Raw genomic sequence first — 15,841 nt, 5'->3', positions numbered from 1 at the left:
ATTACCGGAGGTTAATTTTATGTTAAAAATTGCAGATACCACCTTCCAATCCCGTTTATTTACCGGAACAGGCAAGTTTGCCAATGCTGGATTGATGATCGACGCGATCCGCGCCTCTGGCAGCCAATTGGTCACTATGGCGATGAAGCGCATCGATCTCCACGGCAATAATGACGATGGCATTCTCGTACCACTGCAACAGTTGGGTGTCAAACTGCTACCCAATACTTCTGGAGCCAAAACCGCAGAGGAAGCCATATTTGCCGCTCGCCTCGCACGGGAAGCGTTGGGAACTCACTGGATTAAATTGGAGATCCACCCCGATGTAAAATACCTGCTGCCCGATCCGGTTGAAACCTTAAAAGGAGCGGAACAGCTAGTCAAAGAAGGATTTATCGTTCTGCCCTATTGTGGCGCTGATCCTGTCCTGTGCCGCCGATTGGAAGAAGTCGGCTGTGCTGCTGTTATGCCATTGGGCGCCCCTATCGGTTCAAATAAGGGGTTACTGACCCGCGATTTTCTACAAATCATCATCGAACAGGCTAACGTGCCCGTGGTGGTGGATGCCGGGATCGGCGCACCGAGTCATGCGTTAGCCGCTATCGAAATGGGGGCGGATGCTGTGCTGGTAAATACCGCCATCGCGGTTGCCCGCAATCCAGTCAAAATGGCGCAGGCATTTAAAACGGCCATTGAAGCAGGCGAACTGTCTCATCAGGCAGGCGTCGCAAACCAAAAATCTCATGCTGAGGCTTCCAGCCCACTGACTGATTTTCTGGGGGTAATATGACCGGCCGAACATTTAGCCAACGCTGGCAACAACTGGATTGGGATGACATCACCCTACGTATCAACAGTAAAACATCCCAGGACATTGAACATGCACTAAACAGCGATCACCTGACGTTGGATGACTTTATGGCCCTGCTCTCCCCTGCGGCATTGCCTTATCTTGAGCGACTCGCCCAACGTGCACAGCAACTGACTCGCCAACGTTTTGGTAATACCGTGGGATTTTTTATCCCACTCTATCTTTCCAATCTGTGTGCCAACGACTGCACTTACTGCGGTTTTTCCATGAGCAATCACATTAAACGCAAGACGCTCAATGAACAGGAGATTGAGGCAGAATGTCTTGCGCTAAAAAAACTGGGATTTGAGCACATTCTGCTGGTGACCGGAGAACACCAAAACAAAGTTGGCATGGCTTATTTTCATCGCTATCTTCCCCTGATCCGCCGCCATTTCAGCTCTGTCTCAATGGAAGTTCAGCCACTGGCGCAAGAGGAATATGCTGAACTGAAAACATTGGGATTGGATGGCGTGATGGTCTATCAGGAAACCTACCATCAGCCCAGCTATCAACTGCATCATTTGAAAGGCAAAAAGCAGGATTTCCACTGGCGACTGGAAACACCGGAACGCCTTGGTCGAGCGGGAATAGACAAGATTGGGCTAGGCGCTTTGATTGGGCTATCCCACAATTGGCGAACAGATTGTTATATGGTGGCTGAACACCTCTTCTTCCTGCAAAAACGGTTCTGGAAAAGCCGTTATTCCATCTCTTTCCCTCGACTACGCCCCTGTGCTGGCGGTATAGAACCCGCTTCTTTAATGAATGAAGCCGAACTAGTGCAATTGATTTGCGCTTTCCGCTTGCTGGCACCCGATGTAGAGCTTTCCCTTTCCACCCGTGAATCACCTTTTTTTCGTGATCACGTTGTTCCTCTTGCGATCAACAATATCAGTGCAGGTTCAAAAACCCAGCCAGGCGGTTATGCCGATGGGCACCACGAATTGGAACAATTCGCTCCCCACGACAATCGTTCTGTTTTTCAGGTCGCCGAAGCTTTGATTAAATCGGGTTTACAGCCCGTCTGGAAAGATTGGGACAATTACTTAGGTCGATAATTTTTGGTAGACAGTTTTTATTTGGGTATGCTGCAATCGCGGCATACCTTCTTATAAGGTGCAAAAATATACTCATAATAGGTAAAAGAACCATCAATGTGCAGGAAAATGCACATTAATGGTTATGATTAGTAGAGAGCTAACTTAAATCATGCAGATGCTTTTTCAACGATGACGTGAGACTAAAGTCTGAAAACCTCACCTGTAAGCCTTCACGTTCTGGTGAGCAACACATCGCCCCGACAAAAATCCGCTGATTGCCAACGGTAAAAGGAGACAATCGCAGTAACGGCCATGCCACGCCATCCGTGGAATACTGCAACCGGATAGCCCCATCATGGTAAGTCAACCGTAACCAGAATTTCTCTGGAGTACCGGGAAAAATCCCCATGGCCCAGTCAGAACATCCATTTGTCAATACACTACCGATGGTTGCCTGCCCATCAGAATGTTCAATGCCCGCTTTTAGCCAATGTTGCTCATCCACCAATAACATAACACCAGCCTGATCATATAATTGTTCAAACTGGCCTTCGATACAAAACTGGAAGGTAAAACCTTCTTCAAGTTTAAAATCATCAATATAGCCACCAAATACATGACCACTATGACGCTGAAAACCATACCATGTATCACGCCAGAAATCGGTTTTATTGTCTGTCGTGACATGAAGCTCATTATCCTGACACCGCCATAAAGCAGGTTCATTCAACCAATAGCATTGCTGCAAATTCATCAATATTTACCCTGTTATTTCCTGGTGGGATTAACCAAACCATATCCCGCTAACAATGAAAGGGAAAGCACAGCTATACAAGCAAAAGCACCATGTAATGTTACCAGATGAGCCAAACCACCAATAATTGCTGGCCCCAGCAAAATCCCTGAATATCCCATCGTAGAAACGGCAGAAACTGCCAACGCATCAGGCATCACTTTCTGTTGACCCGAAGCAGTGAAAAACATCGGCGCCAAATTGGATAATCCCGCTCCTATCATCAGGAAAGAAATGCCCAACTGAATTGGGCTGGTTGCCAGATAGATCAGCACAAACCCTGACGATGCCAAAATCGCACTACCTAAAAATACGCGTCGATATCCACATGCCGCAATGATCTTGTCACCCAAAAATCGCCCCGCAGTCATGGTAATGGCAAACAGCGTATAGCCAAAACCCGCCTGATGACTATTCATGTTATGCACACTACTTAATAAGATCCCGCTCCAATCCAACATGGAACCTTCCATTAAGTAAACCACAAAACAAAGCGAACCAATCAAGATAACAATGCCGCGAGGTAAGGCAAAAAATGGCGTTTCTTCCGTTTCGGCGTTATCCAGCATACCATTCCACGTTGGCAACAATAGCAGAATAACAAGTACCGCTACGGCAATTGTGGCCTGAAATGGCGAGATCCCCAAAAACAACAATAAGCTGACCGTACCAGCTCCCGCAATTCCCCCCAGGCTGAACAATGCGTGAAAGCTCGACATAATCGGTTGGTGGACTCTTTTCTCAATATTAACCGCATGGATATTGATCACCACATCTGTCGCCCCAATTCCCATACCAAATACAAACAAAGCGCAAGCCAGTGTCAATGGGGTAGAGAGCACACTTAGCCCCGGCAATATTAAAATAGCCAATAATGCGAAAAAGGTAAAAATTTTCCGGCAGCCAAAGCGAGTTGCCAACATTCCCGCTATTGGCATCATAATAAAAGAACCGATACCAAACACCAGTATCAGAAGCCCCATTGAACCATCATCCAGACCCAGTCGTTCCTTCACCAAGGGGATCAGCGGCGCCCAACTGGCAATACTGAATCCCGCAATAAAAAATGAAACGCGCGTTGCCATAACAGGCTGCTTTATTGAAGAGACTGTATATTCCTCAGACAATTTGAATCCTCCAATCAATATCCTTCAAAAAACCCTATCTTTTAAACCATAGCTTTTAAACAACGCCTTCCGCCAGAATTGGCAGAAGGCGTCAATTATTGGTCTTCAATAAAAAATCACTTTATATTTATTCCTGAAAACTGGGGAATATCCGTTAGTTTCTCAATAACACGGGAAGCCTGCTCATACTGCTCTGCTACCGACAATGCATGAGGCCAGGCATATATCCACGCAATACCCGCCTGCTTTGCCGCCGCAATCCCCAAATCAGTATCTTCAATTACCAAAGTTTGCTGAACATCCATCTTTTTCAATTTCAGCATAGCCAAATAAGGATCAGGGAAAGGTTTAGTTCTTTCCACATCATCGCCAGAAATCAAAGCAGGTGGTTCATGGAGATCCAACAAACTCAGATTGGCCAGACACACATTGCGCGGCGCAGTGGAAACAAACCCAAAGTTAGTACTATTTTGTTGCAAAGCCGCAATCAAATCAGTGATCCCCGGTCGCAAATAATGCGCAGACAATTTTTCTTGATAATGCAAAATGATTTTTTCGGTAATGTCTTGCTGCATTGATGGCGGAAGACCAACCTTATTTAAGGTTTCCGCCAAACTTAGCCCAATCAATTGCTGAGGTTGGATATCACTTAATTGAATATGTGCCTGTCCTTCCAATACATTACCTGATTCATTACCTAATACATCAAGCAATACGTCAAAATGCAGTTGTTCACTATCGACAATGACACCGTCGATATCAAAAATGACATTACATCTATTCATCGCAGTCGTCCTTCAAAATATTCAATTATTTTAGGTCAGAAATACGAATTAATACCTTACAGCTTGGTGTATTGAGAGGAACCTGAGTTTTCGATGCAATATCACAACCGACAGTAAGAAAAGCCTGTTGGTAATCTTTGAAATCAAAAATCTGGCTGATAAAACGCTTAACAGGGATTGCGCCATCACGGATCATGGTATAAGCACGTTCAAAACTATTATTCAGCGAATCAATGGAGCCTATTACTGAAAGACTTTTATCTGCAATTTTCATAATGTCCAAATTGGCATGTTTATCTTTCAGGGCAACATTTAATAATTTCCCACCCGGTGCCAGATGATCAAAAATATATTCAGTCAACTGTCCCGTTGTATCCACACATAAATCAATCAGGGCTGACGTATCACCATATTCCTGCATTAATGCTTCATTAAAGTCAGAATACAACTGGCATTCCGGCGGCAAATTATTTCTTGCAAACTGAATTCGGTTCTCATTCTTTTCGACCATAAAGGCTTTTACGCCCCGCTCATGCAGCGCCCAAATGTACAGCATCCCCATCGGGCCAGCACCTGCCACTGCCGCACGAATATTCGTGTGAGTGATCCCAAGCTTATCCACGCCGGTTATTGTGCAGCTTAGTGGTTCAGTCAATGAAGCCTCCTCCATACTGACATGATCATCCAGCCTGATAAGCAAATTTTCTTTTGCCAAATATTGCCCTGCGAAAGCGCCATCATAGGAAACCCCAGCTTCTGTGCCCAGTTTTCTCTCACAATGGTTAGGGCTGCCTGTCTGACACATCCGGCAATGCCCACAAAAGTAAGTCGGGTTGACGACAACACGATCCCCCACCTGAAATTGAGTAACACCGCTGCCAATTTGGGATACCACGCCAGTGGTTTCATGCCCCAAAGTGGTTCCCGGAATAGCTACAGGATAAGCACCCGTGATAATTCCCACATCCGTGCCACAAATACCACACACTGCAATGTCAACAACAACATCATCGGGTTCAATACAAGACAAAGGTTCAACTTGCTGGACTTCAACATCCCAAGTTTGATGATATTTAAGTGCTAACATGATACAGCCTCCGTACGTACTTGTGCGCTGGTCGTTAATTCTGAGAAAGTCAGATCCAGTTTATGGAGAATTTCTGCCAAATGTTCCTGTGTGCAAATCAGTGGAGGACGCACTTTGATTGCCCTGCCTTTACCATAACGGGAACCACGCAAGATCAAATGATGGCGGTTAGCAGTCGCGATCACCTGCGCGGCAAAATCTGGGTTTGGTGTGTCAAAGCCATACATATACCCCACCCCCCTCACTCCCGTGATCTCTGGATATCGCTCCTGTAATTTCAACAAACCATCACGCAGATAGGCTTCATTTTGTTGCACATTTTCCAAAACGTGATCATCTTCAATAATATCGATAATTTCGTTGAGGGCGACCAAAGAAAGCGGATTAGCCCCAGAAGTACTGGAATGTTCGAATGATTCCAGGATATCCAGTGAATGACGCATCAACACACCACCCGTTGGAATACCGATACCCCCCGCTCCTTTGGCGAAAACGATGATATCTGGCTCCAGCTCTTTGGCATAACCCGTCGATGCGAAGAACGTACCTGTGCGACCAAAACCTGTTTGTACTTCATCCGCGATAATGATGATGCCATGCTGGTGACAGATTTCTCTGAGTTTCCGGTAGAAAGCCACAGGGAAAACCATGTTGCCGCCATTTCCCTGAATCGGTTCAATAATCAGACAAGCAATATTGTCATTAGAGCCTAATTGAATAAACTGTTCTAAATCGACAAATTGTTCTTCACTCGGCTGTGATTGCCCAGCCAATACACTGACTGGCGTAGGAATTTTTATTGAACCATCAATATTGATGTGGAAGTCTTTAATCCTGAATGCATTGCCAGAAATTTGTGCGGTTGCAAGAGATTGTCCATGATGGGCAAGAAAGAGTGAAATAACGCCTGAGCGTCCCGTTGATTTTTGCGCTATACGGATAGCACATTCAACCGCACCCGATCCAGAAACATCTCGCAACCAGATGCGATCTACTCCTTCAGGTGTATATTTAATTAATTTACTCAAAATATATTGTGACATTTCACGTGTATAAGCCGAACTCAAATGTGTACATCTATCAATCTGTTGTTTGAGTTTTTCTGTAATCCGATCATTCGTATAGCCGAGCGGCAAATTAAAAGTTCCCGATGCCGCATCAATATATGTTTCACCATCAATGATCAAATAAGGGCCATGACCAATAAAACGAGAAAGCATGCTTTCAAGATGGTTTCTATTTTCCATAATGACTCACCACTATTAGTTATATTAAACAACAAGTTAAGTTTAAAAACAAAAAATACCGACTGTGATGAGACTAGATTATGCTCATTAAAATTTTATTTCGATCACATAAATACCATAAAAAATATTATGCAAAATTAAAAATTAATTTAAATTTTGAAAATCATATAGTTATTTATTAATACTTGTTAAATGTATTAAATACAGAAAAAATCACGTTTAGAAATTAGCAATCTAAACCCCCAACCCCATCATTCGCATTAATTTCCGGGCTTGTTGAATGGCCTCTTGTCGATGAGCAATTCCCATTTTTTGGTATAAATTACGTATATGAGTTTTTATCGTGGTCGCTGCCACATCCAGTTCTGTCGCAATTTGATCGTTACTGTAACCAGAATAAATTAACCCCAGCACCTGCCATTCACGCTGAGTGAGTGGACTATTACGGATAAGCTCAGGCACGTCAGGATGAGTGAGCAATTGTTCTACAAACGTTTCGTCAAAATGGGCAAATTTATGCCGGTGCTGTCGATTGATTTCCCGGAGAATACGCTGGGCTCTATGCTGTTCCATTTCAGGCAAGATATTCAGTTGGATAAGCTGACGCAATTGCAAAGCCATCAACTCACCTTCAATAACAAAATGGCTGATGAACCCTGTGCAGTTAGCCAAATTCAACGCTTCCATCAAAACATCCTGAGCCTCAGCCTTACGTCCAAGCTGCCAATAAAGCAAATTACACAACAGAAGATTACGATTCAAATCGCTGACCAATGCCAATTTTCTGGCATATTCATTCAGTTTCATCAGAATAGATTCAGCTTCCTCATGCTGATCCAGTAAGATTTTAGCCCGTGCAATATTGCGCCATTGATTTTGATTGAAATGGTTACAAAAGCTCTCTGGTTGCTCTGCCTGTGCCAACCATTGAGTCAAGGAATCACTATCTTCTAAAGTCTGCCAAATAATGACACGCAACTCGTCAGTGTTCGTTCGCCAATCGCGGTGATACTGCCCATTACTCAGTAAATTTTCACAACGGGTCAAGTAACGGCGAGCGTTATCAATATCACCTCGAACCAAAGAACATTTCGCCAGTTGGGTAAGACATTGTAATTGCTGCTGTGGCTGGTAATTGTCCAACACTTCCAACCCTTGACGCGCCGCCTCTTCTGAGTCATCAATACGGGCCCAACACCACAAAAGTTGTGAACGTATCCTCAGCAGAAACTCATGCATCGGCAACTGTTCCAGATGCTGCTCACGGATTAAATCAGAAGCATGGGACTGGGTATCATAAGCCGCCTGCAAATAACCCTGTGCCAGTAAAATTTCACTTTGTTGCAATAACGCCCATAAAGCATAGTGATAAACATGACAAAGACGGGCAAGCTGCTCCGTTTGCTTCATTAATGCCAATGCACTGACCAACTGACCATTGCAATGCAATACTTCCCCTTTTACTGACATCGCTACAATACGGCCATATTGATTATTTGGAAGTAAGTTCGCCAACGCCTTTTCGGCCAAAGCCTCAGCATCGGCGGGCCGTCCATCATTCATCGCCACTTGTGCTCTCAGGGCATCAAACTCTGCCAGCAGTTCCGGTTCGATGGCGATTTGCTTCTGCTTTAGTGATTGCTCTGCCTGATTCAATAATGCATTGACCTCATAGTAGCGATGCTGGCTTTGTGCCAGCCACGCTTGCAACAGTACCAGACGAGGACTTTCCAGCAGTTGTTCATACGGCAGTGCATTCATACACTCTCCCAATAGGGAAAGTTTACTGTGGTTAAATAACTCCCAGGCATGTTGCAACAAAATATCTCGTAACAAAATAGTATCTCCCGCTGCCAGGGCGTGATGAATAGCCTCCCCGGGATATCCCTGCATCAACCATCCTTGCACAGCTGCTCTATGTAATTCGGGCAATTTTGCCGCCATTTCCCATTGGCAACGTTGGCGAAGAAATGAAGCAAACAAAGGGTGAAAGCAGAACCACTCACCAGAATCATCCATTCGCTGAATAAACAATCCCTGCCGTTCAATGTCTTCCAAACGTTGCTGACCGTTTTCTTCTCCCGTCAGGCAGGTTATCAGTCCATCATTCATGGAGCGCAGAATAGAACTATGCAACAAGAAATTCCGCGTCTTCTGATCCACTCGGTTTAAAACTTCATCTACAAGGTAATCAGCAAGATGGCTGGCATTAATCCCCGCAAGGCGCTTTGCTGAACTTTCCGTCGTATTACCGGATTGACGGGCAGAAAGGGCAATCAGTTGCAAGGCCGTCGCCCACCCAGCTACGTCATTACATAACTGTTCGCAGTGTTCAGGCTCCAATGGATTGGCTAAACGCTTGGCAAAAAATTGTTGTGTTTCCTGATAATCAAAAGCCAACTGCTGACTATCAACCTCCAATAACTGTTCACGCACGCGTAAGTTGGCAATTCCCAACGAGGGCAAATGGCGTGATAGCACCACTAATGTTAAATTTTCTGGTTGATGGCGGAGAAAAAAGCGCATTGCTTCATGAATAATCCCATTCACTATCAGATGATAATCATCAATCACCAAAAAAATCGGTTTCTGCCATTCGTTAAGCTCAATAAATAACTGCGCAAACAGTGTAGATAAGCTGGCATATTGATGTTTCTGGGCCAGTACCTCACTTTTCACACAGTATCCCTGCGTTGCCTGCTGAATGGCTGCAATCAGATAGCTCGCGAAACGTTCTGGCTGGTTGTCACTATCATCAAGAGAATACCATCCCAGATGATCCTGTCCGGCAGCCCATTGTGACATCAAGGTAGTTTTGCCATACCCTGCGGGACTGGTTACCAATACCAGTCGATAATCCTGAATTTCATTGAACTTTTCCAACAGGCGCTCCCGCATAACCATATTATTGAGTCGAAGGGGGCGACTGAGTTTCGATGGGATAAGCATTAAATTTCTCCCCTCACACGCAATGAATAAAAGCAACGAATAAAAGCAACGAATAAAACTGATACCTGAATTCTGTTTGACACTATTAAGTCACTTACACATTAACATTCCTTTACGACCAACAAATGTAGAGAAACGCCCATCTTTTGCAAACAAGTTGATTAATTTCATTGTGTTAAATTGCACCTTGTCACATTCTTTGGTTGCAACCTTGCTATTTTTCTATGAAATTGCGAAAAAGCTCGAAAGAAATAGCTACGCCCTTGCGCTCCTCCCTGTGAATATTTTTACGGGATGATGTTTCCCAAGCCACTAACCTTCAGCATATCCCTGTAAATAATTATCTAAACTTTTCTCAGTTAGTGACAGGATGCAACGCCATGCAACTATCCACATTAAAACCATCCACATTAGATAAAAACCCAAAACTCAATAAGGCCTTATTTCAGGCCGCACTCACACGCCAGTGGCAATATTTTGGCCTCAACTCAGCTCAGGAAATGACTCCACATCAGTGGTGGCAGGCCATTAGCGCAGCCGTATCAGAATTACTCCCCTTATCCACTCAGCAAAACCGTGCCAATCCATCCTCTGACAATCAACGCCACGTGAACTATATCTCGATGGAATTTCTAATAGGCCGACTGACAACCAACAACTTATTGAATCTTGGTTGGTATGACGATATTCAGTCTTATTTGGCAGAAGATGGCATCATTTTGAGTGACGTGCTGGAAGAAGAAACCGATCCCGCATTGGGCAATGGTGGGTTAGGAAGGCTAGCAGCCTGTTTTCTCGACTCAATGGCGACGCTCAATCAACCGGCTATCGGGTATGGTCTCAATTATCAATATGGTCTTTTCCGCCAATCCTTTGAAAATGGGCAACAAATTGAAACACCTGATAATTGGGAACGCGAGTCCTACCCATGGTTTCGCCATAACACGCAATTAAAAGTCAGCGTCAGTTTTGGTGGCGAAATCGTGACAACGGCCGATGGCCATGAAACCTGGGTTCCCGCATTTAGCCTGATTGGTGAAGCATGGGATTTACCCGTGATTGGGTATAACAATGGGGTAACCCAACCACTTCGTTTGTGGCAGGCAACCTACGATACCCCCTTTGAACTGTCACTTTTCAATGACGGGCAGTTTCTGCACGCTGAACAGCAAGGCATTGAAGCCGCCAGCCTGACCAAAGTTCTCTACCCGAATGATAATCATCAGGCAGGTAAACGACTGCGCCTGATGCAACAATATTTCCAGTGTGCTTGTGCCGTGGCAGATATTCTGCGCCGCCACCAGCAGGCAGGGCGAAAAATAGAAGAGCTAGCACAATACGAAGTTATCCAGCTTAATGATACCCACCCCACTATTGCAATCCCTGAAATGATGCGTCTTCTGCTTGATGAATACCAGCTAAGTTGGGAAACCGCATGGGAAATAACAGGAAAAACTTTCGCCTATACCAACCATACTTTGCTGCCAGAGGGCTTGGAACGTTGGGATGAACAATTGATGAGTGCGCTTCTACCACGCCATCATCGCATCATCCAAGAAATTAACCGGCGCTTTAAAACAACCGTGGAACAAATTTGGCCTGATAACCAACAAATCTGGGAAAAATTGGCAGTTATCCATGATAATCAAGTCAGAATGGCTAACCTGTGTGTTGTCGCCTGCTTTGCCGTCAACGGAGTCGCAGCCCTGCATTCATCCTTGATCGTGACAGATCTGTTCCCTGAGTATCATCAACTGTGGCCAACTAAATTCCACAATGTGACTAATGGTGTAACTCCTCGTCGTTGGTTAAAACAGTGTAACCCTGCACTCTCTTCATTAATTGACCAAACATTAGGCCATGATTGGGTAAATGATCTGGCTGCCTTAGAACAAATCGAATCTTATGCCGATGATTCAGCTTTCCGCGAAACTTATCGCGCGGTTAAGCAAGATAACAAAATTCGCCTGTCTAACTATATCAATAAGGTCATGGGGCTGAAAATTGATCCTAATGCCATTTTCGATATTCAGATAAAACGTCTGCATGAATACAAACGTCAACACCTGAACCTGCTCCATATCTTGTCACTTTACCGGCAGATTCAGGAAAATCCGGCCTTAGATATTCACCCTCGTGTTTTCCTGTTCGGTGCCAAAGCAGCTCCCGGTTACTATCTGGCTAAAAACATCATCTCGGCCATCAATCATGCCGCTGAAAAGATCAATCATGATCCAATCGTCCGTGATCGCATCAAAATTGCTTTTATCCCCGATTACAATGTTTCCGCTGCGGAACTGATGATCCCAGCGGCCGATGTATCAGAGCAAATCTCTACCGCAGGCAAAGAAGCCTCCGGTACAGGCAATATGAAGTTAGCCTTAAATGGCGCACTTACTATTGGAACACTGGATGGTGCGAATGTCGAAATCGCCGAACACGTTGGAAATGACAATATCTTTATTTTCGGCAAGACCGTGGAAGAAGCTAAGGCCTTATTGAACAGCGGCTACAATCCGCAAGATATCCTTCAGCAGGATCACCATCTGAAAGCTATCCTTGACTCTCTCGCCAATGGTGAGTTCAGCCATGGAGATGCGCACGCGTTTGATCTTATGTTACATAGCCTGACTAACGGCGGTGACCCTTATTTAGTGCTGGCTGATTTTGCTTCTTATTGCCACGCCCACCAGCAAATTGACACTCGATATCGCGATGCCCAAAGCTGGACGCGCAGTACTGTACTCAATACCGCCCGAATGGGTAACTTTAGTTCTGATCGCGCTATCCAGGATTACCAACAACGCATCTGGCAAACTAACTAGGGGTTTTGTATGGAAAAAAAATGCCTCAATGATTTGGCAACTGAGGCCGGCATTGTCAGCGAATATATTAATGCCTATGGGAAACCCCAGGCGATCCCTGCTGAAATCAGGTATCGGATATTGGAAGCCATGAATACAGATATACCGGTCGGGAGGCCGGTTTCTCATTTACGCGCTTCCCCCTTACCTAATGTTAAGGTGGTTATTCAGGAACAAAGGATAACCCTGCCTCTGGAGGATACAAATAATTACCAGTGGCAGATACACACTGAACAAGGGCAGATATTTCAGGGTTACTGCCAACATCAGCTCACGTTGCCTGCCAATCTCCCCCTGGGATACCACACGCTGAACTTGATATCGGAAGCGAAACCAGAAACTGGCCCTTGGCAATACTCTACACAACTTATTGTTGCCCCTGAACGTTGTTACGAACCCGATGCTATAACACGTGGAGAAAAACTTTGGGGTGCTTGTGTCCAGCTTTATACCCTGAGATCAGAAAATAACTGGGGAATTGGTGATTTTGGCGACCTGAAATATATGCTGCAAGAACTGGCACAACGTGGTGGCGCCTTTGTTGGCCTGAACCCTCTTCATGCCATCTATCCGGCAATGCCTGAAAACGCCAGCCCTTACAGTCCATCTTCCCGCCACTGGCTCAATATCATCTATATTGCCGTACACCAGATAGAAGACTTTAGTTATAGCATCGAAGCACAAAAGTGGTGGCATTCAGCGGAAACACAATCCAAACTCCAGCAAACCCGCCAGGCGGAATGGGTTGATTACACCACAGTAATGTCTCTAAAAATGGCTGCATTGCATCTGACTTATCCGCAATTTAAGCGCCGCTCTGACGATGATCCCCAACAGATCGCTTTCCAACAGTTTGTGACCAAAGGAGGCAAAAATCTTTATTATCAAGCTGCTTATGATGCCCTACACCATAAGTTATATGGGGAAAATAATGTCTATTGGGGTTGGCCTGTATGGCCGGAAGAATACCGTGAACCAGAAAGTGACGCGGTTAAGGCATTCTGCCATTCATATCCACAGGAGATAGCGTTTTTCCTTTGGCTACAATGGGTAGCTGATACCCAGTTTGCTGAGTGCTTCACTACCAGCCAAACCCATCACATGCCAATTGGTATTTACCGTGATCTTGCCGTCGGTGTTGCACAAGGGGGTTCAGAAACCTGGTGTAACCGAAGCATCTATTGCACTAAAGCATCCGTCGGAGCGCCCCCCGATACTCTGGGGCCACTGGGTCAAAATTGGGGACTTCCGCCAATGAATCCCCATGTATTAAAAACTCAAGCCTATCAACCTTTCATTGAATTATTGCGCAGCAATATGCGTCATTGCGGTGCATTACGCATCGATCATGTGATGTCACTGCTCAGGCTCTGGTGGATACCACAAGGAGAAACTGCCGATAAAGGCGTTTATGTCCATTATCCGGTTGACGATCTGCTGGCAATATTGGCATTGGAAAGCCAGCGCAATCATTGCTTGGTGATAGGCGAAGATTTAGGTATTGTGCCAGAAGAAATTGTCGATAAGTTACGGGACAGGGGCGTTTATTCCTATAAGGTATTTTATTTCGAACGCAATGAGCAAGGTGAATACCGTTCTCCCGATGAATATCCCGTGCAAGCGATGGCAACCATTACTACCCATGACTTACCTACTTTACGCGGATTCTGGCAAAATAAAGATCTAACCTTAGGAGAAACCATCGGTTTATACCCTGATAAAGCTCTTCTTGCTGATTTATATTCGGAACGTAAACGCTGCAAGCAAGCGTTATTAACCAGTTTAAACCGTCACGGCTATTTATTAGTAGAATCGCTTAAGACAGATATTTTCTCCTCGTTGCAGGGAACGGCATCACTGAAACAAACAGAATATCCGATGTCACATGCTATAAATCAAAGCATACACCGCTATATAGCCCATAGCGCCTGTGCCTTATTAGGATTACAACCTGAAGATTGGCTGGATATGGAACGCCCCGTTAATATTCCTGGCACAACAGAGGAATATCCCAACTGGCGACGAAAACTTACCGCAACATTGGAAACTATGTTTGCGGATGCTCATATCAATGACTTGTTACAAACAATCGGAGAGTGCCGAAAACAGGGTTAATAACTTACTGAACTAACAGCTATATGTAGCCAAGTAGCACGAAAACGCCCCCAATCATATATAGCTAAATATGATTGGGGGAGAAGATCAGCCTTTCACGCCTCCCGACGTGAGTCCACCGACTAACCAACGTTGGGCAAGTAAGAAAACCGCCGTGATAGGGATAGCAGAAAGCACAGCCGCAGCAGCAAAATTTCCCCAGAGATAGTTCTGTGGGTGAAGATATTGCTGCATTCCTACTGCCAGCGTGTAATTGTCCACATCACGTAATAATAGAGATGCAACAGGTACTTCGGTAATCACACCAATAAACGACAAAATAAATACGACAGCCAATATAGGTACAGAAAGTGGCAACAGTATCAAACGGAAAATTTGCCACGATGTCGCCCCATCCAACATAGCGGCTTCTTCCAGAGAACGATCTATCGTTTCGAAATAACCTTTTATCGTCCATACATGCAGAGCAATTCCGCCCAAATAGGCAAAAATCACACCACCGTGGGTATTGAGACCAAGGAAAGGAATATATTCTCCCAATCTATCAAACAAGGCATATAGTGCCACCAAAGAAAGTACCGCCGGAAACATTTGAAAAATCAACATCGCTTTGAGTAAGGTACTTTTTCCACGAAAGCGCATTCGAGCAAATGCATAAGCACACGTCGTTGATAATGCCACAATGCCAGTGGCAGTAATCAAGGCAACCTTTACAGAGTTCCAAAGCCATTGCATGACCGGAAATGGGGGAAGCATGACGTGTCCATCAGCAGATTCCACGCTATAACCAAGTGCCAGCTTCCAGTGTTCCCATGAAACGGTGTCTGGAATCAGGTTACCCGTAGCAAAATTACCCGGACGCAAAGAAATAGCAATGACCATCAGCAGAGGAAACAAAATCATAGCAATAAAAGCTAGCATTAATACATGTGTTCCCCATACCCGCCATCGTTGCGATTTGGGTTGTACCATCGCCATCTT

11 protein-coding genes are annotated in these 15,841 nt (G+C 44.9%); 4 read left to right on the top strand and 7 right to left on the bottom strand.

The annotated features are described in order from the left end of the window. The first annotated feature begins 19 nt into the window (after positions 1-19). Both ACSJJG_RS01635 and thiH read left to right on the top strand, forming a co-directional pair. Positions 20-790, top strand: a complete 771-nt coding sequence (locus tag ACSJJG_RS01635) for a thiazole synthase (protein ID WP_481088234.1) — start codon at positions 20-22, stop codon at positions 788-790. Then, positions 787-1,911, top strand: a complete 1,125-nt coding sequence (gene thiH, locus ACSJJG_RS01630; protein ID WP_481088233.1) for a 2-iminoacetate synthase ThiH — start codon at positions 787-789, stop codon at positions 1,909-1,911. Before ACSJJG_RS01635 ends, thiH begins: the two co-directional genes overlap by 4 nt. A gap of 139 nt (positions 1,912-2,050) precedes the next feature. On the opposite strand, the gene ACSJJG_RS01625 is transcribed toward thiH, so the two are convergent. From ACSJJG_RS01625 to malT, 6 genes are all read right to left on the bottom strand, one after another. Next, a complete protein-coding gene (locus ACSJJG_RS01625) occupies positions 2,051-2,647 on the bottom strand; it encodes a DUF1349 domain-containing protein (protein ID WP_481088232.1) in 597 nt (198 codons plus the stop codon). 14 nt (positions 2,648-2,661) lie between these two features. Then, a complete protein-coding gene (locus tag ACSJJG_RS01620; protein WP_481088231.1) occupies positions 2,662-3,771 on the bottom strand; it encodes an MFS transporter in 1,110 nt (369 codons plus the stop codon). 158 nt (positions 3,772-3,929) lie between these two features. Then, complete coding sequence (locus ACSJJG_RS01615) at positions 3,930-4,598, bottom strand: HAD family hydrolase (protein ID WP_481088230.1); 669 nt, start codon at positions 4,596-4,598, stop codon at positions 3,930-3,932. A 25-nt stretch (positions 4,599-4,623) separates the two neighbouring features. Beyond that, positions 4,624-5,685, bottom strand: a complete 1,062-nt coding sequence (locus tag ACSJJG_RS01610) for a zinc-dependent alcohol dehydrogenase (protein ID WP_481088229.1) — start codon at positions 5,683-5,685, stop codon at positions 4,624-4,626. Next, the gene (locus ACSJJG_RS01605; RefSeq protein ID WP_481088228.1) at positions 5,679-6,932 is read right to left on the bottom strand and encodes a class-III pyridoxal-phosphate-dependent aminotransferase; all 1,254 of its coding nucleotides are present in this window, start codon (positions 6,930-6,932) and stop codon (positions 5,679-5,681) included. The genes ACSJJG_RS01610 and ACSJJG_RS01605 overlap by 7 nt, the downstream gene beginning before the upstream one ends. Positions 6,933-7,166: 234 nt before the next feature. Then, positions 7,167-9,881 (bottom strand): HTH-type transcriptional regulator MalT, encoded by a 2,715-nt coding sequence (gene malT, locus ACSJJG_RS01600; RefSeq protein WP_481088227.1) that lies wholly within the window; start codon positions 9,879-9,881, stop codon positions 7,167-7,169. A gap of 380 nt (positions 9,882-10,261) precedes the next feature. On the opposite strand from malT, the gene malP reads away from it, so the two are divergent. After that, positions 10,262-12,706, top strand: a complete 2,445-nt coding sequence (gene malP, locus ACSJJG_RS01595) for a maltodextrin phosphorylase (RefSeq protein WP_481088226.1) — start codon at positions 10,262-10,264, stop codon at positions 12,704-12,706. Between the two features lie 9 nt (positions 12,707-12,715). Next, positions 12,716-14,860 (top strand): 4-alpha-glucanotransferase, encoded by a 2,145-nt coding sequence (gene malQ / locus ACSJJG_RS01590; protein ID WP_481088225.1) that lies wholly within the window; start codon positions 12,716-12,718, stop codon positions 14,858-14,860. Between the two features lie 87 nt (positions 14,861-14,947). Here malQ and malG read toward each other — a convergent pair whose 3' ends face one another. After that, complete coding sequence (gene malG / locus ACSJJG_RS01585) at positions 14,948-15,838, bottom strand: maltose ABC transporter permease MalG (RefSeq protein ID WP_481088224.1); 891 nt, start codon at positions 15,836-15,838, stop codon at positions 14,948-14,950. Positions 15,839-15,841: the final 3 nt, after the last annotated feature.

Source organism: Xenorhabdus sp. SGI 60 (assembly GCF_056632175.1).
The sequence above is the reverse complement of the archived record's forward strand: the minus strand, read 5'-3'. Positions and strand labels throughout refer to the sequence as shown.